The 21,167-nt window shown below is 68.4% G+C and carries 17 protein-coding genes; 12 read left to right on the top strand and 5 right to left on the bottom strand.

Translation table 11 applies throughout. From position 1 onward, the window contains the following. Positions 1-2 precede the first annotated feature (2 nt). Entirely contained in the window at positions 3-1,007 is a 1,005-nt protein-coding gene (locus DTA22_RS31560; protein WP_112302052.1) for a bile acid:sodium symporter family protein, read from the bottom strand. Positions 1,008-1,090: 83 nt separating this feature from the next. Here DTA22_RS31560 and DTA22_RS31555 point away from each other — a divergent pair, with 83 nt between their 5' ends. After that, on the top strand, positions 1,091-1,951 hold the full coding sequence (locus DTA22_RS31555) for a LysR family transcriptional regulator (RefSeq protein ID WP_112302051.1): 861 nt from the start codon (positions 1,091-1,093) through the stop codon (positions 1,949-1,951). 36 nt (positions 1,952-1,987) lie between these two features. On the opposite strand, the gene DTA22_RS31550 is transcribed toward DTA22_RS31555, so the two are convergent. Continuing rightward, positions 1,988-3,562: a hypothetical protein gene (locus tag DTA22_RS31550; protein WP_112302050.1), complete on the bottom strand. Its 1,575-nt coding sequence runs from the start codon at positions 3,560-3,562 to the stop codon at positions 1,988-1,990. A gap of 303 nt (positions 3,563-3,865) precedes the next feature. On the opposite strand from DTA22_RS31550, the gene DTA22_RS31545 reads away from it, so the two are divergent. Then, positions 3,866-5,248, top strand: a complete 1,383-nt coding sequence (locus DTA22_RS31545; protein WP_112302049.1) for an MFS transporter — start codon at positions 3,866-3,868, stop codon at positions 5,246-5,248. 3 nt (positions 5,249-5,251) lie between these two features. On the opposite strand, the gene DTA22_RS31540 is transcribed toward DTA22_RS31545, so the two are convergent. Beyond that, positions 5,252-6,943, bottom strand: a complete 1,692-nt coding sequence (locus tag DTA22_RS31540; protein WP_037242393.1) for a PucR family transcriptional regulator — start codon at positions 6,941-6,943, stop codon at positions 5,252-5,254. A gap of 178 nt (positions 6,944-7,121) precedes the next feature. Between DTA22_RS31540 and DTA22_RS31535 the strand changes: the two genes are divergently transcribed. From DTA22_RS31535 to DTA22_RS31490, 10 genes are all read left to right on the top strand, one after another. Next, the gene (locus DTA22_RS31535; protein WP_112302048.1) at positions 7,122-7,568 is read left to right on the top strand and encodes a GlcG/HbpS family heme-binding protein; all 447 of its coding nucleotides are present in this window, start codon (positions 7,122-7,124) and stop codon (positions 7,566-7,568) included. A gap of 152 nt (positions 7,569-7,720) precedes the next feature. Then, entirely contained in the window at positions 7,721-8,440 is a 720-nt protein-coding gene (locus DTA22_RS31530; RefSeq protein WP_037242390.1) for a TenA family transcriptional regulator, read from the top strand. 68 nt (positions 8,441-8,508) lie between these two features. Then, positions 8,509-8,865, top strand: a complete 357-nt coding sequence (locus DTA22_RS31525) for a Rieske (2Fe-2S) protein (protein ID WP_112302047.1) — start codon at positions 8,509-8,511, stop codon at positions 8,863-8,865. Between the two features lie 16 nt (positions 8,866-8,881). Further along, the gene (locus DTA22_RS31520; protein ID WP_112302046.1) at positions 8,882-10,123 is read left to right on the top strand and encodes an NAD(P)/FAD-dependent oxidoreductase; all 1,242 of its coding nucleotides are present in this window, start codon (positions 8,882-8,884) and stop codon (positions 10,121-10,123) included. Beyond that, entirely contained in the window at positions 10,120-11,562 is a 1,443-nt protein-coding gene (locus DTA22_RS31515) for an aldehyde dehydrogenase family protein (protein ID WP_112302045.1), read from the top strand. Before DTA22_RS31520 ends, DTA22_RS31515 begins: the two co-directional genes overlap by 4 nt. Before the next feature lie 29 nt (positions 11,563-11,591). Next, positions 11,592-11,954, top strand: a complete 363-nt coding sequence (locus DTA22_RS31510) for a Rieske (2Fe-2S) protein (RefSeq protein ID WP_005245019.1) — start codon at positions 11,592-11,594, stop codon at positions 11,952-11,954. Continuing rightward, entirely contained in the window at positions 11,951-13,543 is a 1,593-nt protein-coding gene (locus tag DTA22_RS31505; protein ID WP_112302044.1) for a gamma-glutamyltransferase family protein, read from the top strand. Before DTA22_RS31510 ends, DTA22_RS31505 begins: the two co-directional genes overlap by 4 nt. Then, positions 13,536-13,976 (top strand): RidA family protein, encoded by a 441-nt coding sequence (locus tag DTA22_RS31500; protein ID WP_112302043.1) that lies wholly within the window; start codon positions 13,536-13,538, stop codon positions 13,974-13,976. The genes DTA22_RS31505 and DTA22_RS31500 overlap by 8 nt, the downstream gene beginning before the upstream one ends. A 40-nt stretch (positions 13,977-14,016) precedes the next feature. Then, positions 14,017-14,664 carry a GntR family transcriptional regulator gene (locus tag DTA22_RS31495; protein WP_037242377.1) on the top strand — a complete coding sequence of 216 codons (648 nt, stop codon included), beginning with the start codon at positions 14,017-14,019 and terminating at the stop codon, positions 14,662-14,664. After that, positions 14,661-15,917, top strand: a complete 1,257-nt coding sequence (locus tag DTA22_RS31490; protein ID WP_112302042.1) for an MFS transporter — start codon at positions 14,661-14,663, stop codon at positions 15,915-15,917. The genes DTA22_RS31495 and DTA22_RS31490 overlap by 4 nt, the downstream gene beginning before the upstream one ends. Positions 15,918-15,924: 7 nt before the next feature. Here DTA22_RS31490 and DTA22_RS31485 read toward each other — a convergent pair whose 3' ends face one another. Then, positions 15,925-17,241, bottom strand: a complete 1,317-nt coding sequence (locus DTA22_RS31485; protein ID WP_174233891.1) for a M1 family metallopeptidase — start codon at positions 17,239-17,241, stop codon at positions 15,925-15,927. Further along, a complete protein-coding gene (locus DTA22_RS31480) occupies positions 17,238-21,128 on the bottom strand; it encodes a Pls/PosA family non-ribosomal peptide synthetase (RefSeq protein WP_112302041.1) in 3,891 nt (1,296 codons plus the stop codon). The genes DTA22_RS31485 and DTA22_RS31480 overlap by 4 nt, the downstream gene beginning before the upstream one ends. Between the last annotated feature and the right edge of the window lie 39 nt (positions 21,129-21,167).

Genomic DNA, 21,167 nt, shown 5'->3' with positions numbered 1-21,167 from the left:
GGCTAGCTCGAGCTGGTCGCGAGTTCCGTCTCCTCGGTGGCGGCGCGTCGGGCCAGCCGGCCCGCCATCCACGCGCACACCAGCAGTTGCAGTTGATGGAACAGCATGAGCGGCAGCACGATCAAGCCGATCGGCTGGCTGGCGAACAGGACGGTGGCCATCGGAAGACCGGTGGCGAGGCTCTTCTTCGACCCACAGAACGTGATCGTGATCTGATCGGCCCGGTCGAAACCGAGTCGCTTCGACCCGAACCAGGTGACGGACAGGACGATCGCGAGAAGCACCGCGCACACCGCGAGCAACGCGAGGAGCCGGCCGACGGACAGCGTGCCCCAGATGCCCTCATTCATTCCCTCACTGAATGCGACGTAGACGACCAGCAGGATCGATCCCCGGTCGACGAGCTTGAGCGGTGCGCCGTGCTTCTTCACCCAGGGACCGATCCACCGCCGCACTGCCTGGCCGGCGATGAACGGGAGCAGGAGCATGACGAGGATGCCGATCGCGGAGGACGCGTCGAAGCCTGCCCCCTCGCTCGTCATCAGCAATGCCACGAGGAGTGGGGTGACGAAGATGCCGAGGATATTGGAGAACGAGGCGCTGACGATCGCGCCGGGCACGTTGCCTCGCGCGATCGACACGAAGGCGATCGACGACTGGACCGTCGACGGCAGCAAACAGACGTAGAGGAGACCCAGGTACAGCGGCTGGGTCAGGATCGTCGGGACCAGCACGCGCGCAGCCATTCCGAGTAGCGGGAAGACGACGAACGTCGCCGCGAGGATGGTGACGTGCAGACGCCAGTGACGCAGACCGTGCAACGCTTCCTGGGTGGACAGTCGGGCGCCGTAGAGGAAGAACAGAAGCCCGACGGCTACCTTCGTGGCCCAGGTGAACGCGGTCAGGGCCGTGCCGTCCGCGGGGACCAGGCTGGCGATCCCGACGGTGATCAGGATGCCGAGAATGAAGGGATCGAGTCTTCCGAGCAGCGGGATCTTCGTCAGCATGGTTCGACCGTAAGCAACACGCGCATATTCCGAAAGGCGATAGGTGCGTTTACTGTAATGCCGAATCGTGATAACAATGGGTGATGTTCGATCCGGTCCATCTGCGAAGCTTTCTCGCAGTCGCGCGCACCCGGAGCTTCACCGCCGCGGCCCGGCGCCTGAACCTGCGGCAATCCACCGTCAGTCAGCACGTGGGGAAGCTGGAACTGGCTGCCGGGCGCCGCCTGTTTCTGCGGGACACACACTCGGTCGAGCTGACCGCGGACGGCTCCGTGATGGTGGGTTTCGCGACGTCGATACTCGAGCGGCACTCGGACGCCGAGCGATACTTCACGCAATCCGGCGTGCGCGGACGGGTCCGGTTCGGGGCGTCCGAAGATCTGGTTCTGCACGAGCTTCCCCGGATTCTGGGCGAGTTCCGCCGCAGCCATCCGCTCGTGGATCTCGAACTGACGGTGGCGTTGAGCGAAGTGTTGTTCCGACAACTGCACGAAGGCCGGCTGGACCTGGTCTTCGGGAAGCGTCGCCGAGGGGACCGGCACGGCGAACTGGTGTGGACCGACCGGTTGGCGTTCTTCTCGGCCCCAGACTTCGTTCCGGATGCAGAGGGGCCGGTGCCCTTGGTGACGTATCCGCCGCCGTCGATCACGAGGGAAGCGGCGCTCGACGTCCTGGAGAAATCCGGGCGCGGTGCGCGGGTGGCCTGTGTGACGGACAGTTTGAACGGGTTGCGGGCCGCCTGTCTCGCGGGGCTCGGCGTCGTGTTCCATGCCGAGACGCTGCCGCCCACGGGACTGGTGCCGGTGCGGATGCGGTCGCGGGACGAGTGGGTGCCTGGCGTCGACGTCGAATTCGTGCTGGAGGCCCGCCGGAGTGTTCTCAGCGAACCGGAGCAGGCGCTGCGTGCCGCCATCCTCGAGAATGCGGATCGACTCCGCGCGTGACCTCGGTGGGAAATGCCCACCGAGGCCGTCGAGCTGTCAGAAGATCAGTACGGACACCGCGGTGGAGAGCACCAGGCCGGACACCACGGGCACGAAACACTTCCTGGCAAGTTCGAGGACGGGAACCCGGGCGAAGCCGGCCACCGCGATCAACGACGACCAGGCGACCAGCGTTCCACCGCCGGACCAGATGTTCCCCATCTGACCGATCGCCGCCAGGGTTGCGGGGTCCATCCCGACAGCAGGCCCGAGCGCACCCGCGAGTGAACCGGTGAGCGGCAGCCCGGTGAATCCGGAGCCCTCGAGGCCCGCGATCATCCCGATGGCGAGAATCCCGAACGACGTCACGAACGCGTTCTGCGGCAGGTGGGACTGCGCGGCGTTCACCAGGTCGAACAGCAGCGTCGGACCGGTCGCATCCGCGGGAAGCCCGAGAATGGCGGCGGAGAAGTCGCCGTTGCCGATGAAGAAGAATCCGGCGATCGGGATGACGATGCCCATAGCCTTGAATGCGAAGACCAGGCCGTCGATCAGATGCTCGGACGTCGTCTCGAGGAAACCCTTCTTGTCGTTGGTCGCGGCAGCGGCGAACAGGATGAGCGCGGCGATGCCGCCGACCATCGCCGCGGCGTCGCCGCCCTTGAGGTCGGGCACCAGGTCGGTGAACTTGCCGACCATGAGGTAGACGATGAACGCCAGATAGGCGGTGGGGACGAGGACTGCGAAAGTCTTTGCGGCACGGATGCTCTTGAACGTGTCGTCGATGACCTGCCGTGCGGAGGCCGTGACGGGTTCGGCGAGAACAGCCGTCGACGTCGGGGGCGCCGCACTCGTCGCCGCTTCGGCGGGTATGCGATCGATCGCGCCGCCGCCGGTGGGGGTCGCACCGCTGTCGGGAGCGTCGCCGACGGGCTTGCCGAAGTCGCTCTCCGCACGTGACTCCCAGTCGGAGAGTAGTTCCGGTGCGGGTCGGCGCATGTGCCTGCGCTGTGTGAAGTAGGCGATGAGGAGGGCGGTGACGCCGACGATCAGGGACATCACCAGGGCGCGGTCCGCGACGACGTCCGGATCGACGCCCGCCGACTTCGCCGACAGGCCCGGCGCCACCTTGATGATGTAGTCCGAGGACAGCGCCATACCCTGCCCGCAGATGGCGATCGCCATGCCGACCGCCATCGGGGGAAGGCCGGCGCGGATGGCGACGGGGATGAGGACCGCTCCGATCAACGGAACCGCGGGGGTCGGCCAGAAGAACAGCGAGATCGTGTAGGTGACGACGGCCAGGACGATGAAGCTGCTGGTGCCGCCGCGCATGACGCGCCGGAACGGGGCGACCATCAGCCGGTCGGCCCCCATCTGCCGGAGGGCGCCGAGCATCGCCGTCACCAACGAGATGATCAGGAAGATGTTGAACAGCTCGCGGGCGGCGACGAGGCTCGCATTGAAGATCGACGCGAGACCGGTGACGAGGCTGTCGGAGAACACGAACGCGGTCAGGAAGGTGCCGATGACGGCGGGGACGACGATGTTCTTCCGCATGAGCATCGTCCCGAGGATGACAATGATTCCTCCGAGATACACCCAATGTGCGGCGGTGAGACTTACATCCACAGTGCGCCCCTTCGAAATAGGTACAGACTAGTGGCACTAGTCACAGTGCAGTGATACTGCGCGGGGCGTTTTCCAGGGTCAACGTCCAGAGTGCACATCGATAACCAGCGTATTTGTGCATTGTGCCCGGCATTTTTCGCCGGGATTGCTTGTTGTCACGCGCAAGTAAAGGAATGCTCGGCAGAAGCCATTTCACGGAATCTTGTGTTCATAATTAGGCTTGCCTAACCAAAGTTTGTGGCAAGGGTTCCCGGTGCGAACTGGCATCGCCGGAACGCGAACTCTCGGATGAAAGTGGACCCTATGAACACGGCGGTCGGTCAGGCTCAGAGTGCAACCGCGGGTGACGAACGCGGACCCGGCACGTCGCTCGCGCTGGCGGCGCTGCTCGCCGGAACGTTCGTCGGCACCGTCAGCAACAACATCGTCAACGTCCCGTTGAACGCGATCCTCACGGACTTCGACGCCGGCCTCGGCAGCGGCATCTTCGTCGTCGTCGGATTCCTCCTCACCTTCGCGGCGACGATGCCGCTGGCCGGGTGGATCGGGGACCGGTTCGGTCGCAGGCGCGTGTACTGCGCCGCCCTCCTGGGGACGGCGGTCTGTTCGCTCGGCGCGGCCCTCGCGCCGTCCCTGCCCGTGCTCGTGATCTGGCGGTCGCTCGGCGGGATCGCCGCGGCCGCGTTCGCGCCGGCGGTCATGGGACTGATCGCGTGGCTGTTCGGGCCTGCGCGGCGGGCGCGCGCCGTCGGCGCCTGGGCGGCGGTGAACGGAATCGGTCAGGCCGTCGGTCCGTCCATGGGCGGAATCGTCAGCGACTGGTGGGGCTGGCGGTGGGCGTTCGTGCCACTGGTGCCGGTCGCCCTGATCGGGTTCGCCGCGACCCTCCGCTACATCCCGCGCTACCCCGGCAAGAAGATGCGGCTCGACGTGATCGGGGCGTTCGCCGTCACGCTCGGCGCGGTCCTGCTGATCCTCGGCCTCACGACCGTCTCGCAGGAGCAGGTTCCCGCCTGGGTCAGTATCGCGACCATCGGCGGCGGAATCGTCGTCACGGCGGGATTCGTGGTCCACTGCCGGCGGGCGGCGAACCCGTTCGTGCCCATCGACCTGGTGATCGAATCGCGGTTCCTGCGTAGCGCGCTCGCCGCCTTCACTCAGATGTTCGCGCTGGGGGCCCTGCTACTCGCGCTTCCGCTCTACCTGACGGGCTCGGGCAGTTCGACCACACAGGCGGGGCTGATGCTCTTCGTGCTGCCGGTCGTCATGACGTGCGTGGCGCCGGTCGTCGGGCGTCTCGTCGACAGGATCGGCGCCCGAGTGGTGATGCGGTCCGGGCTGGGTGTCTTGATCAGTAGTCAAGTGGCACTGGCGATCACGTTGTCCGCCGACGTCCGGAACCCGGTCGCGATCGGCGCCGTGCTCGTCGTCGCCGGAGTGGGGATCGGCATGGTCCAGACACCCGCCGCGGCCGGTTCGACCCGATCGCCCGCGGGCGCTGTCGGAACCGGTCTGGGACTGTTCAACCTCATCCGCTTCGGTGGCTCAGCGGTGGGCGCCGCCTGGGTGGGCGTGGCCGCGCACCTGGCGGCCGATCCGTACGGACTGCTGTTCGTGGTGGCGGCCGTCGTCGTGCTCGCCGGATTGGCCGGGACGTTCGCCGGCGAGGACCCGGTGGCCGTCTGAGGGTCAGCGGGTCACGATCTCGTGGTTGACGGTGTCCTGCACCTGGGAGAGCAGATCGAGACGGAGCGCCAGCCACAGGGTGAACTGGTTCTCGGGTTCCCGGATGTCCATGCCGATGAGCCGCGACGTGCGATCGAGCTTGGCGATCATCGTGTTCCGGTGGATTCGGAGGCGCCGTGCGGCGGCGTTGATGTTTCCGCCCTCCTCGAGGTAGGCGAACAGCAACTCCTCGGTGTCGGCATGCGAACTCGACGCTCGAAGGGGCCCGAGGACGTCACGGATGAGCCGTCGGCTCTCGTCGGTGTCGGTGGCGCGGGCGAGCACACTGAACCCGCGCAGGTCGTTGTACGCCACCGAACCGGACAGCCCGAGCCGCTGGGCGATGCCCAGGGTGATGCGGGCCTCGCGGTAGCTTTCCCCGATATCGCGGGCGCCCGCCGCGGGGCGTCCGTGGGCCACCGGAATCCGCTGACCCAAACGGGTTTCGAGATCGAGCGACATGGCGTGCGCGTACTCGCTGATCTCGGATTCGACGCCGGGCGTGTCGACGGAGCTCAACGATCGGATCACCACGAGCACGTCGCCGATGACGGTGACGTGAGAACGGACGCCCGGGCGTGGGAGGACGCCGGCGGCGTATCGGGCCAGCCGGACCATGCTCGCTCCGGGCCGTCCCGACGCCCGGTCGACGAGGCCGGGTGCGACGAACACGATGTAGTGCAGGTCCAGATCGATCTCGTGCAGCGCCGCCCGGGTGCGCAGGTCGTGGTCGTTGGCGAAATTGCCGTGCACGAGGGCCTGGACGAAGTCGCCGCGCGCCCGCTCCTCGGCCTCGTCCACGCTCCGCTGCCGGAGCATCTCGGTGCCGATGATCGTCCCGGCCTGTTCGACGACCACCCGGTGCTGTGCGATGTCGTGCCGACGCGGGTTCGCCCCGGGCACGACGACCACGATCCAGCCCTCGTAGCGGCCGGCGAGTTGCATTGCCCCGGCGACCGCCGTCGTGGGCGCGAACAGTCCGTCCGGATGCTCCAGGCGGAGCACGTGAACGTTGTGCATCCGTGCCGGTGGTGATTCCTCGAGCCGCGGCAGCGCGTTCGCGAGAGCCTCCAGGAGGGCGACGGTCCCCGCGTCCTCGGCGTCCGGGAGACCGGCGTGCGCGAGGAGGCGCCCCCGGACATCCAGGGCGACGGCAACGTCCGAGGTCAGCGCCGCGACCTCGCGGATCAGCATCGGCAGGCCCGCTCCGCGGTGCAGCAACCCCGCCAGCGACTGGTGCACGGTGAGGGCATAACGCATCACGTGCGCTTCCTGGGTGAGTGCGCGCTCGGCGAGGAGCCGGTTGAGCGCGGTGAACCCGACGGGAAAACCCAGCTCCACGACCGTGAGTCCGGTCGGCCAGACCGTGTCCGCGGGCGCCGACCCGTCGACGAGAAGGACGCCGGCTCCCCGTGCCACCAGTGATTCGAGTTCACGTCCGTGCGCGGACAGGGTTTCCGGCCGGGTGTACACAGCGACCTCGGCGAGGGAGTCGGGCCGGCTCATCACCTCACCCCACGGCAGGCACCACGTCACCGGATCGCTCAGGGCGTCTGTACCGGACAGCAGCCGGGCCGACGCGAGCAGGGGCTCTTCCAGCAGGCCGCGTAACGACAACCGCTCGTCCTCCGCGTTCGGTGTCGTGGTGTCGTCCACTACGGACCCTCCTCGGGAGTATCGGATGTGCAGTATGGCGGAGCGCACGCCTGCACTACCTATGCACTATGCCCTGAATTCGCCGAGATCGCCGGATAGTTTGACCATGGTTCCTCCGGTCATCCCGGTGATAGAAATCGGTGCATCACTTCCTCCCGAATACGCAACGGAGAAGACAATGCATCAGGTTCACCGAATCACCCTCGACGACGCACTCCCACTGCTCGCCGCGGGACGCGCGAAGGCCGAGGAAATCGGCGTCAAGCAGACCCTGTGCGTCTGCGACGACGGTGGCAACGTGCTGGCCCTGCACCGGCTGCCCGGAGCGCGCCTCACCGGCGTCGACATCGCGATCGCCAAAGCGTTCACCGCTGCCGGTCACGAGCGGGCGACACATCTGTTCAACGAGGCTCCCGACGGTCCGGCGTTGCCGGGGAACGAAGCCTTCGGCATCAGCCAGATGCTGCCGGGCAAGTTTGCGGTGTTCGTCGGCGGATTTCCCCTCGTCTTCGACGGCCAGATCGTCGGCGGCATCGGTATCAGCGGAGGAAACGGCAAGCAGGACAAGGCAGTCGGAGCGGCGATGCTGGCCGAGTTCGACGCCCTCGCCGCGGTACCCAGCTGAATCTCCACGATGTGCCGACAATGTGCACATCGAAACCGTTCCAACGCAGTCACTTCGACCGTGGTCGGGCAGACCTCGAGTCGATAACGTCGAATTCACTCCAGTCGGAGCATCCCCAACCATTCTCACACTCGAGGAAGACGAGGCACATCATGACCGAACTTCTAGGCAGGGACGAATTCCGCACAGCTCTGGAGAACGCCATCAAGGGCCGCGAGGCGAAGAACGCGTCGTTCAGCAAGGCGTGGGCCGAGGGCAAGCTCGAGAAGCACCATTTCGCGCGGTGGGCGGAGAACCACTACCACTACGTCGGACCCTTCGCCGACTACCTCGCGAACATCTACTCCAACACCCCCGACACCTTCACCAATGCAAAGGATTTCACCCTCCAGAACATGTACGAGGAGGAACTGGCCGACATCCGGCACACCGACCTCCTCATCAAGTTCGCCGAGGCGTGCGGCACCACGAAGGAGCGCGTCGAGGACCCGTCGAACATGAACGCGATCACCCGCGGACTGCAGTCGTGGTGCTACGCGGTGTCGCAGCGTGAGCACTTCGTCGTGGCCACCGCCGCGCTCGTCGTCGGACTCGAGTCGCAGGTACCGAGCATCTACAAGAAGCAGATCATCCCTCTGCGCGAGGTGTACGGATTCACCGAGGACGAAATCGAGTTCTTCGACCTGCACATCACGTCGGACGTGGTGCACGGTGAGCGTGGATACCAGATCGTGCTCGACCACGCGGATACCCCGCAGCTGCAGCAGCGTTGCCTGCAACTCGTGCAGTGGGGGGCCGAGATGCGCTTCTCGTACACGAAGGGGCTCTACGACACGTACGTGGCAACCGACCTCGAGCTCGCGACCGCCTGACCGTGCGAAGGGAGGGGCCCGCATCGGGCCCCTCCGGACGCAGGCATCCCGCCCGACAGGAGAGAACGATGGAGACGAATTGGACCCGGCTGGTAACCGTGCGTGAGCTCGGCCGCCGCCGGAAGTTTCGCGTCGAGGTCGGGGACACCGCGGTCGCCCTGTTCCAGGCCGACGACCGGATCTATGCCTTTCGTGACCTGTGCATCCATCAGGATCGGTCACTGGCGAAAGGCACCCTGCTGCACGGGCGGGTCATCTGTCCGGGCCACCAGTGGGCGTTCGACCTCGACACCGGCTACGAGGAGGACCAGGACCTGTGCCAGCCGACCTACGCGGTGAAGGTCGAGGACGACGTCGTCTACGTGGATCTCACCCGCAGCCCCGATTACGCCGAGACCGCGACTTCGCCGGCCGAAGTCGACTGAGAGAGCGAGTGACCCCATGACGCTGAACACCATCGTCACCATCGGCGCCGGCCAGACCGCTGCCGTCGCGGCGCGCACGCTGCGGCGCCGAGGGTTCGACGGCAGGATCCTCCTCGTCGGCGACGAGCCGTACGCGCCGTATCAGCGCCCACCGCTGTCCAAGGAATTCCTTGCCGGGCAGGAGGATCGCGAGTCTCTGATGCTGCTGCCCGACGCGTGGCGAGACACGCAGAACGTCGAACTTCTCACCGGCACGACGGTGACCCGGATCGACGCGAGCGGCGGGTCGGTCGAACTGTCCGACGGCCGAAGCCTTGCGGCCGACGCGGTACTCGTCGCGACCGGCGGCAGGCCGCGCACGATACCGGTGAACGGTCCGGCACCCGAACGGGTGCACTACCTGCGGACGATCGACGACGCCGAACGGCTCGCCGCCCACCTCCGCCCCGGCGTCGGCCTGGTGCTGATCGGCGGGGGCTTCGTCGGACTCGAAATTGCCGCCACCGCAAGAACCCTGGGAGCGGACGTGACCGTCCTCGAGGCGGACGCGGTACCTCTCGCCCGAATTCTCGGACCCGAGATGGGTGAGGTTTGCACTCGGCTGCAGCGGGACAACGGAGTCATCGTCCGCGGCGGCGTCCGGGTCGACACCGTGACGACCCGGACGGACGGCGTGCTCATCGCCCTCGAGGGCGGAGAGGTGCTTCAGGCCGACGTCGTGGTGGTGGGCATCGGCATCGTCCCCAACGTCGAGGTCGCGCAGGCCTCCGGACTTGCCGTCGACGGCGGAATCCTCGTGGACGCACAGGGGCGGACATCGGTTCCGCACGTCTACGCCGCCGGCGACGTGGCAGCGCGATTCTCCGACGCAGCAGGACGACACGTTCGCGTCGAACACTTCGACAACGCGAGCAAGCAGGGGGCGGCGACCGCGAACCTCATGCTCGGACGCGTCGGGGTGGTGGACCCCGCGCACTGGTTCTGGTCCGATCAGTTCGGCAAGAACATCCAGTTCACCGGCACCGCCCGCTACACCGACCTGGTTCTCCGCGGCAGCGCCGGCGACGGCGAGTTCACCGCCTTCTATCTGGACAGCGGTGTCGTGCGCGGCGCCTTCACGCTCGACCGCGGCGACGAGATCAGCGCGGCCAGAGAACTGATCGGCCGGTCGATCGCGCCGGCCCGGTTGGCGGATCAGGACGTCGACCTGTTCGACCTGATGGACGAGGACGACGAGGAATTGGTGACGGTGTCATGATCGAGGGTCTCAATCTCATTGACGGGCAGTGGGTCCCGTCGTCCACCGGAGCGACGTTCGAGCGACGAAATCCTGCCGACCACGACGACGTGATCGGCGTGTTCCCGGACTCGACCGCGGCGGACGTGAATGCCGCCGTCAGCGCGGTGGCCAAGGCGGCGCCGCAGTGGGCCGCGACGCCCCCGGAACGCCGCGCGGCGATCCTGGAAGCCGCGGCCGCGCACCTCGAGGCGCGGGCAGACGACCTCGTCGGCGAACTCGTCCGGGAGGAGGGCAAGACCCGGGCAGAGGCGGCCATGGAAGTCGGCCGCACGCCGATGAACCTGCGCTTCTACGCGGGCGAGGCGCTGCGCACCACGGGCAGCACGTATCCCACGCCGGGGGAGGGCCTCGTCATCACCCTGCGCGAACCCGTCGGAATCGTCGGGGCGATCACCCCCTGGAACTTCCCGCTCAACATTCCGTCGCGCAAACTCGGACCGGCACTGGCCGCCGGAAATGTCGTGGTGTTCAAACCGTCCGAGCTCACGCCGTTGATGGGACAGCGGCTGGTCGAGGCACTGCTCGCCGGGGGACTTCCGGCCGGGGCCCTCGCCCTGGTCCAGGGCTCCGGTCGTGCCGGTGCCGCGGTCGCGGCGGACGAGCGCGTCGATGCCGTGACGTTCACGGGCTCCACCCAGGTGGGCCGCGCGATTCACGCGGCGGTGGGTCCGTCTCGTCGCAGTCAGCTCGAGATGGGCGGCAAGAACCCCGTCGTGGTTCTCGACGACGCCGACGTCGACAAGGCCGCTGCGCTGATCGTCAAGGGCGCCTTCGGGTTGTCGGGGCAGGCGTGCACGGGTACCAGCCGGGTGATCGCCGTGGACGAGATCCACGACCGGTTGCTGGACCGCGTGGTGGAGCTCGCCGAAGGGATCACCGTGGGCCCGGGCGCGGACCCTGGCGTGGGCATGGGGGCTCTCGCGAGCGAGGGGCAGCTCGCCAAATTCCTCGAGTACGTGCAGATCGGCCGCGACGAAGGGGCCGAACTGGTCTGTGGTGGAGTACGTCTCGACAGTGGGACCGGCTATTTCGCCGTCCCGACCGTGTTCGCCGGCGGCAGCCCGGACATGCGGGTGGTCACGGAAGAAGTGTTCGGCCCACTGCTGGTCTTCCTGCGGGCGTCCGGCTTCGACGAGGCGGTCGCACTCGCGAACGACACGGAATTCGGGCTCAGCGCGGGAATCGTCACCAACAACGTGACCAAGGCGCTCGCGTTCGCGGGCCGTTCCGAATCGGGTCTGGTGAAGATCAACCAGCCCACCACCGGCATGAGCATGAACGCGCCGTTCGGCGGATACAAGGCATCGAGTACGCAGACCCACAAGGAACAGGCCGGGGACTCGATGATGCAGTTCTACCAAGCCGAAAAGACCGTCTACCTCAGCCCTTCGGCCTGAGATCTACCTGTCGACAGAGGGAGAAGACCATGGAATTCACTCGCGTTGCGCGCTCCGGACAGGTTTCCGAAGGCATCGTGCGCCGCTTCTTCGCCGGCGAACACGAGTTCGCCGTGGCCCGCCTGAACGGGAAGGCCTACGCCACGTCCAACTACTGCACACACCTGGACTGCCTGCTCTCGTCCGGGAAACTCGTCGACGACGGCATCGGATGCTCCTGCCACGGAAGCGTGTTCGATCTCGAGACCGGGGAACCCGTGTGCCCACCGGCGACGGTGGCCATCAAGACCTACCCGGTCGAGGAACGTGACGGCGAGATCTTCGTCGGCATCGACCCCGACGACACCAGCTCCATCCCGCGCCGGCGGGCAGCGCGGGGGTGCATGAAGTGAACCCGCGACCGTCCACTCTCTCCGCCGACGGCATGGTCTCGTCCAGTCATCCCGCGGCGAGCACCGTAGGTGCCCGAGTTCTGGCCGACGGCGGCAACGCCATCGACGCGACGCTCGCCATGGCCGCGATGACCTGGCTGACGTTGCCGGGGCAGTGCGGGATCGGCGGTGACGCGTTCGCCGTCGTCCGCGAACCGGACGGATCGGTGTGGACGGTCGGGGGCAGCGGCTTCGGGCCCGACGGCGGTGACGTGGACTTCTACGCAGAACGTGGGCTGCGGTCGATTCCCCTCGACGGGGCGCTGGCGGTGGCGGTTCCCGGAGCGCCGGCGGCCCTCGGTGCGCTGCACGCGGGCGGCGCCACCCGCTCGCTGACGGATCTTTGGGCGCCGGCGGTGCGCACGGCGGAGAAGGGGCTTCCCTGCTCGGCCAAGACGCGTGACGACGTGAGAGAAGCGCAGACCGCGATCGCCGCCGACCCCGGCCTGCGTGCGGTGTATCTCCCGGGCGGACGGTTGCCGCAGGTCGGGGAGCTGCTGCCGCAGCACGACCTGGCCCGGTCCATTCGTGAGCTCGCGCGCGACGTGCACGGTTTCTACACCGGCTCGTTCGCTCGGCGGGCTGTCGAGGCCCTCCGCGCCGGTGGGGCGCCGTTCGGCGGGGACGAGTGGTCGGCAGGCGCCGACGCGCGACCGGAGTCGGCGATCACCGGGCACTACGCCGGTGCAGTCGTTCACCAGACACCCCTGCCCACGCCGGGGTGGATGGTGCTCCAGCAGGCGGCGCTGAACGACGGCGTCGTCGGATTTTCCCCCTGGCTCACCGCTCCGGCGGTCGATCGCATGGCGAGGGCGGCGCGTCTGGCCTTCGAGGACCGGTTCGCGTCCTGCGGCGCCGGCACCGACGGGTGGAAGGCCGTGCTCGAGCCGGCCGCGATCGGGGCGGCGAGAGACCGGCTGGACGGCCGCCGGGCGTCGGCGGGCGCCTTCGGTGTGAGCGCCGGAGACACCACCTCGACCGTCGCGGTGGACTCCGACGGCCGTGCCGTCAGTTTCATCCACTCGCTCGCCTTCACATTCGGCGCCAAGATGACCGTTCCCGGCACCGGAGTGGTGCTGAACAACCGATACGGCCGCGGGGCCTACCTGATTCCGGGACATCCCAACGCCGCGGCGCCGCGGCGTAAACCGCTGCACACCCTCAACGCGTGGGTGATCACCGATACGGCCGGGAATCTCATGCACGTCGGAAACACCCCGGGCGGGGACGGGCAGGTGCAATGGAACATGCAACTGATCTCGCACCTGCTCGATCACGGGCTCGACCCGGCGGAGGCCGTCGCGGCGCCCCGCTTCACGGTCTTCCCCGGCAGCGACGCCGATGTGGTCGGTCGCCCGGCGGAACTGCGGTGTGAGTCCCGCATTCCGGAGGAGGTGCGCACCGAGTTGGGGCGTCTGGGTCACGACGTCGCACTGCAGGGTCCGTGGGCCGCCGGTGGAAGCGCGCAGATCATCTCCCTCGACGCAGCGCGCGGGCTGCTGTCCGGCGCCGCCGACCCCCGCCAGGAAGGAATTGCACTCGGTGTCTGAGCAGGAATCCGTCGCTACCGCTCCACGGCCCCAGGGCCGCTACGTTCCCGCTGTCGTGCACGACGGGATCGCGTACAGCGCCGGGATGACGCCACGCCGTGACGGTGTGCTGACGGTTACCGGTGTCGTCGGACGGGACCTGGACATCCCGCGGGCCCGGGAGGCGGCCGGGTTGGCGGCGAGGAATGCCGTCGCCGCCGTCGCCGCGGCCGTCGGCGGCACGGCGGCCATCTCCAGGTGCCTGCGCATGAGCGTCTTCGTCGCGTGTACCCCGGACTTCCGCGAACTGTCCGCGGTGGCCGACGGCGCGTCGGATGTGCTGGTCGAATGCCTGGGACCCGACGCGCTGCCGGTGCGCAGCGCGATCGGTGTGTACGCCCTGCCGTCCGGCGCACCTGTGGAGATAGAGCTCACAGTGGCTGTCTCTGCATAGACCCGAATCCGTCTCCGGAGTATAAATACATCTTGTGTCTATGTTGTATTCCGCCGCGGAGCAGGCCTATCGCGAGGTCAAAGAGCTCATCCTGTCGGGCGGTCTGCCCGGCGGTGAGCTGATCAGCGAGGGCGAGATCGCCGGACGCATGGGGCTCAGCCGCACCCCGGTGCGCGAAGCGTTCCTCCGGCTCGAGGCCGAGGGCTGGATGCGGCTCTACCCGAAGCGCGGCGCGCTCATCGTGCCCGTCGCCGACGGCGAGGCAGAGCACGTCGTCGACGCCCGGCAACTCGTCGAGACGCACAGCGTCCGGGTGCTGGCCGACCAGCCACACGCCCGTGAACTCCTCGTCGCCCGCCTGCGCGAGAACCTCGCGGAGCAGCGGACGATCGCCGAGCGCGGCGACGTCGCCGCCTTCAGCGCGGCCGACGCCGACTTCCATCGGATGATCGTCGAGGCCGGCGAGAACCCGCTGCTCGCGACGTTCTACTCCAGCATTCGCGAGCGTCAGCGCCGCATGACGGCACACTCGATCACCCGCGACCCGGGACAGCTGCCCAGGATCATCGCCGACCACGAGCAGCTGACCGAACTCGTCGAGGCGGGTGACGCCGCCGGATACGACACCGCCGTACTCGTCCACATGCGCCAGGTCCACGCCCTCAACCCGAGAGGAGTTGCGCGATGACCGTCGTCCGCGAATCCCCGAGGGAGGCGCCGGAGGCCCTCGCGTCGCCCCGCGCCTGGCTGCTGGTGGCCGCGACCATGTTCGCGGTCGCGTGGGGTGGCAACGAATTCACGCCGCTCCTCGGCATGTACCGCGCCGACCACGGTTTCTCCCCGGTCACGGTCGATCTGTTCCTGTTCGCCTACGTTGTCGGGATCGTGCCCGCCCTGCTCCTCGGCGGACCCCTCTCCGACCGGCTGGGACGGCGGCCGATCCTGCTCCCGGCACCGTTCCTGACGATCGCCGGTTCCGCGCTCCTGGCCCTCGGCGCCGACTCCGCGGCGATGCTCATCGTCGGCCGCGTCCTGTGCGGTATCGCGCTCGGCCTCGGCATGGCCGTCGGTGGCAGCTGGGTGAAGGAACTGTCGTCCGCGCCGTGGGATCCCACGGTCACGGACGGTGCCGGTGCGCGACGGGCAGCGATGAGTCTGACCGGCGGCTTCGGCCTCGGCGCGGGCGTCGCCGGCGTTCTCGCGCAGTGGGCGCCACTGCCGAGCGTCCTGTCGTACGTCGTGCACAGCGCGATCGCCGTCGCCGCTGCCGTCGCACTGTGGCGGGCCCCGGAGACCCGCGCGGCCCAGCCGGTCGCCGAGCGCGTCTCGCTCGCCCGCGACCTCGCGATCCCGTCCGCCGCACACAAGCGATTCCTGTTCGTGATCGCGCCGCTCGCACCGTGGGTGTTCGGGACGGCGGCCGCCGCCTACGCGGTGCTGCCGTCGCTGATGTCCGGGAACACGGGTGGGCTGCCGCTCGCGTTCTCGGCGCTCATGTGCGCGGTCGGCCTCGGGGCGGGATTCGCGATCCAGGCACTCGGCCGCAAAATCGACACCCCCCGCAACGCGCGTGCCGTCGTGGTGTCACTCATCGTCGTCCTCGCCGGAATGGGCGTCGCCGCCGTCGCAGCGTCGGCGCTGACCGTTCCGCTCGCGCTCGCCGCCGCCGTCGTGCTCGGCTGCGGATACGGCATGGCCATGGTGTCCGGACTGCAGGAGATTCAGCGGATCGCAGGACCGGACGATCTCGCCGGACTGACCGCCGTCTTCTACTCGCTCACCTACCTGGGATTCGGGACACCCGCCGTGATGGCCTACCTGTCCGAGACGTTCCCGGCGGTGACGTACCCGAGAATGTTCGTCTTCGGCGCGGTCGCAGCCGCCGGCTGCCTCGCGCTCGCACTCACGAAGTGGCGCGCGCACCTGCCGAACCCGCAGTGACCGCAGCTCACATCGGCGGCAGGGTCTTCTCGCCGAGCCAGGAATCCCACAGCCGGCGCAGCGGCTCGTCGGTGTAGTGGGTGGCCAGGTCGGTGAACTGCTCGCTCGTGACGGTCGAGTGGCGATGGGCCAGCGTCCACTGCCGAAGCAACCCGAAGAACTTGTCGTCGCCGAGCCGGCGTCGCAAAGCGTGGAGTGTGAGAGCGCCGCGCTTGTAGACGCGGTCGTCGAACATCAGCTGCGGTCCCGGATCGGCGATCACCAGGTCCTGCGGTTTGCGGGACAGGCCCTGATGCGCCTGCAGGGCGAGCTGGTGCGCGGAATGTCCACCGGAGTTCTCCGACCAGATCCACTCCGCGTAACAGGCGAAGCCTTCGTGCAGCCAGATGTCGCGCCACTGGCCGAGCGTCAGGCTGTTGCCGAACCACTGATGAGCCAGTTCGTGCGCCACCAGGCGTTCGGACCAGCGCCGGCCGGTGCAATGGTTGGCGCCGAAAATCGACAGCCCCTGCGCCTCGAGCGGGATCTCCAACTCGTCGTCCGTCACGACCACCGTGTAGTCGGCGAACGGGTACGGGCCGAACAATCGGGAGAACACGTCCATCATCTGAGGCTGCCGGCCGAAGTCCACGTCGAACGGCGCGCGCAATCGAGGCGGATGGACGGCGAACATGGGGACACCGCCGGAACCGAGGCTCCGGCGTTCGTACGGCCCGATCTGGATGGTGGCCAGATAACTCGCCATCGGCTCGGTCTGCTCGTACACCCACGTCGTCTGGCTGGCCCGAGTCTGCTTGCTGACCAGCGCACCGTTGGCCACCGTGTAGTACGGCGAATCGGTCGTGATCGCGATGCGGTAACTCGCCTTCGAACTCGGGTGGTCGTCGCACGGGAACCAGGACGCCGCCCCGTTGGGCTGACTGGCGACGAGCGCGCCCTCGGACAACTCCTCCCAGCCGACCTCACCCCACACACTGCGGATCGGTTTCGGCGAACCCCCGTACTGGACGGTGAGCACGAGGGCGCCGCCCGCGGGGACGGTCTGCGCGGGCGTGACGATCAGCTTGCCGTTCCGGTGCAGCCACTTCGTGTTCCGGGAACCGTTGGTCGCGACCTTCGTGACGTGCAGGTTGGCCGCCAGATCGAGAGCGAACCGCGAGCGAGCCTCGGTGGTGACCGCGGTGATCGTGGCCTTGCCTGTCAGCCGGTTGCTGTGAACCTTGTAGGTGAGGTCGAGTTCGTACCGGGACACCCGGTATCCGCGGTTGCCGTTCTGGGGGAGGTACGGGTCGACCGGCTCGTCGATCCCCTTCTCGGACTTCACCTCGCCGCCCAGGGGGCGATCGGATTCCCCTGCCAGCGCGTGGACTGCGGCACGGTGTCGCCGCGCATGACGAGTGAGGCAGGGCCGACCGTGGCGCCTTCGCCGATCCGGGCGGCGGGCAACGCGACACAATGCGGCCCGAGGGTGGCGCCGGCCCCGAGGATGACGGTGTCCATGGACATGATCCGATCATGGAACAGGTGAGTCTGCACGACACACCCCCGTTCCACGGTCGCGCCGTCGCCCAGCGTGACGAGATCCGCCTCGGGGAGCCAATAGGTTTCACACCACACGCCCTTGCCGATGGTGGCGCCGAGACCCCGCAACCAGACGTTGAGCACGGCGGTGCCGGTGGCGGCACGGGCGAACCAGGGTGCGGCGACGGTCTCCACGAAGGCGTCCGACACCTCGTTCCGCCACACGAACGAACTCCACAGCGGGTGCTCGATCTTGCCGATCCGACCCACCACCAGCCACTTCGCGATCACGGAGATCAGCCCGGCGACCGCGCCCGCGACGAGGAGGACGACACCGCTGGCCAGCGCCGCGAGCCAGAAGCCGATGTGGTGAGCCATCACCTGCAGCGCGAACAGCACGCCGAGGCCGATTCCGAACGTCACCGTCACCGGGATGAGACGGCACGTCTCCACGACCGCACGGGCGATCTTGAGCCGGACCGGGGGACGGAACGTGCGGGAGGCGTCGGCGTCGCCGGGCGCCCTGCGGAGCCGGACCGGGGGACTGCCCAGCCAGGAGGAACCGGATTTCGCCTTCGACGGCGTGGCCGAGAGCACGGCGACGAGGCCGTTCTTGGGCACGCGCCGACCGGGACCGGTCATCCCGGAGTTGCCGAGGAAGGCGCGCTTGCCGACCTTCGCGTGTTCGATGTGCATCCAGCCGCCGCCGAGTTCGTAACTCGCGATCATCGTGTCGTCGGCGAGGAACGCGCCGTCCGCCACGGTGGTGAACTTCGGCAGCATGAGGACGGTCGACGCTTCGACGTTCTTGCCGATCCGGGCGCCGAGCAACCGCAGCCATCCCGGCGTCAGGAGACTCGCATACAGCGGGAACAGGAACGTGCGGGCGGAGTCCATGAGTCGTTCGGTGGCCCACACCTGCCAGCCGATGCGACTGCGGACCGGGTGGTAGCCCTCACGCAGCCCGATGGACAGCAGCCGGACGGACACGACCGTGAGGAGGGCGAACACGGCGAGGCTGACGAGCGTCGCGACGGGAAGGATCACCAGCGACTGGAGTACGGCGGATCCGATCGTGCCTGCGTCGCGGATCCACCAGCCGATGACCACGATGCCGGCGACGAGGGCGAAGATCGGCAGTCCGGCGATGAGCATCGACGTCACGCCGAACGCGGGAACCCAGTAAGCCGCGCGGCGCGGGGTCTCCTCGGGCCACGGGTGGACGGCCTTGCCGACCTTGACCGCCGGTGAACCGGCCCAGTGCTGATTGGCCTTGACGCGTCCGAACACGGCGGAACCGGCCTCGACTTCGGCGTTTCGGCCTACGGTGGCGCCGGGAATCAGCGTGGACCGGGCGCCCACCGACGCACCCGGACCGATCTTGATCGCACCGATGTGGACGACGTCGCCGTCCACCCAGTGCCCCGACAGGTCGACCTCGGGTTCGATGGAGCAACCGTCGCCGAGTTCGAGCATGCCGGTGACCGGCGGGAGCGTGTGCAGGTCGACCCCCTTGCCGACCTTGGCGCCGAGCGCCCGCGCGTAGTAGAGCATCCACGGCGCGCCAGACAGGTTCGCGGCGCCGCTGGCCTCGGTCAGGCGCAACGCCACCCACAGTCGCAGGTGTTCGCTGCCGCCTCGGGGATACGTTCCCGGCTCGAGTCCGCGCAGCAGGATCCGTGAGCCGATCACCGAGATCGCCATCCGGCCGACCGGGCTGATGAACACGAAGAACGCGAGCAGAATCCACCACCACGACACCGTGGGCGCCCACGACACCGTCGTGAACCACGAGAAGGCGTTGTTCGCGATGGCCAGCCACGTGACCCACTGCAGGCCAGTGAGCGTGGTGAGCGGAATCGTGGCCGCGATCTGCGCGAGCTGGCTCCGACGCGGAGTCGGCGTGACGATGCGGGGTTCGGCGGCGTCGATCGGCGCCAGCTCGTCGAGGTATTCCGCGAGCGAACCGAGCCTCGGATGGTCGTAGAGCTGCGCGACCGTCACTTCGGGGAACCGTTCGCGCAGTGCCGTGACCAGCTGGGCTGCCGAGAGGGATCCGCCGCCGAGCTCGAAGAAGTCGTCGTCGGGGCCCGTGATCTCGGCGCCGAGAATCGCCGTCCACAGCCCCGCGACCCAGGCCTGTGTGCCCTCGAGGCCCAGTTTCTCCGCGGCGTCGTCGATACCCGGCGGGGGCCAGGGCAGGGCGTTCCGGTCGACCTTGCCCGACGTGCGGGTGGGCAGTTCGTCGACGAGGACCAGCCGGGGAACCAGCGCCGCCGGGAGTTGCTCCGTGAGCGCGGTGTGCGCCGCCTTGAGGTCGAAGTCGGGGTTGGTGCTGGCCAGATAGCCGACGAGGATCTGGTGCCCGGCTCCGGTCCGGCGCACGGCCGCGGCGGCGCCGCCGACGCCGGGAAGGTTCTGCAGGGCGTTGTCGACCTCTCCCAGTTCGATCCGCCTGCCACCGAGTTTCACCTGATCGTCCGCGCGACCCTGGAACAGCAGTCCGCGGCGGTCGAGGCGGACGAGGTCGCCGCTGCGGTACGCGCGGTCCCAGCCGAGTGTCGGCATCGGGGCGTACTTCTCGGCGTCCTTATCCGGGTCGAGGTACCGGGCCAGGCCGACGCCGCCGATGACCAGTTCGCCCACCTCGCCCTCCGGGACGGGTTCACCGGTTCCGTCGACCACTGCGAGGTCCCAGCCGTCCAGCGGGAGACCGATGCTGACCGGACTCTTGCCGTCCATCAGGGCGCCGCAGGCCACGACGGTCGCCTCGGTGGGCCCGTACGTGTTCCATACCTCGCGTCCGTCGACGGCGAGTCGCTCCGCGAGCTCCGGTGGGCAGGCCTCGCCGCCGAAGATCAGCAGGCGCACGGCCTCGAGGGCCTCGGCGGGCCACAGCGACGCGAGGGTCGGCACGGTCGAGACGATGCTGACGTCGCGCGCGACGAGCCACGGGCCGAGGTCCATGCCGCTGCGCACCAGGGACCGGGGTGCGGGCACGAGGCAGGCGCCGTGACGCCACGCGAGCCACATCTCCTCGCAGGATGCGTCGAACGCGACCGACAGTCCGGCCAGCACCCGATCGCCGGGCCGGATCGGGTCTTCCTGCAGGAACATCCGGGCTTCGGCATCCACGAACGCCGCCGCGTTGCGATGGTTCACCGCGACCCCCTTGGGGGTGCCGGTGGAACCGGAGGTGAAGATGATCCAGGCGTCGTCGTCGACGGTCGGCGGACGGGCGCTCGGAGACTCGGCCCTGTCGGGGGCGGTGCCTGCGGTGATACCGGCGCCGGTCATCACGCACCGGACCTGCGCCTCACCGAATACGAGTTCGGCGCGTTCCTCTGGGTCGTCCGCGTCGACCGGCACGTAGGCGGCGCCGACGGCGAGCGTCGCCAGGATCGCGACGTAGAGCGAGCAGGATCCGGACGGCATGCGGATTCCGACGCGATCGCCGGCCCCGACTCCCGATTCGGCCAGGACCTCCGCGGTCTGCCGGATCTCCTCGAGCAGTTCCTGGTAGGTGAGCGACGTCGAGCCGTCGTCGATCGCCGGGGCTTCGGGGTGCGCCTCGGCCGTCGCGACCAGGATGTCGACGAGTGTGCGCGGCGCCGGTGCGAATTCACGGCGGAGGAATTCCCGGGGTATACGGAGCGACAGGTCCGAATCCGTCGGCGACTGGAGAGACAATCCAGAATTCCTTCTCTGAGCGGGTGGTGGTGCGTACGG

The sequence above is a fragment of the Rhodococcus wratislaviensis genome, assembly GCF_900455735.1.
Taxonomy (GTDB): Bacteria; Actinomycetota; Actinomycetes; order Mycobacteriales; family Mycobacteriaceae; genus Rhodococcus_F; species Rhodococcus_F wratislaviensis.
This window is presented reverse-complemented; position numbering and strand designations above follow the sequence as displayed.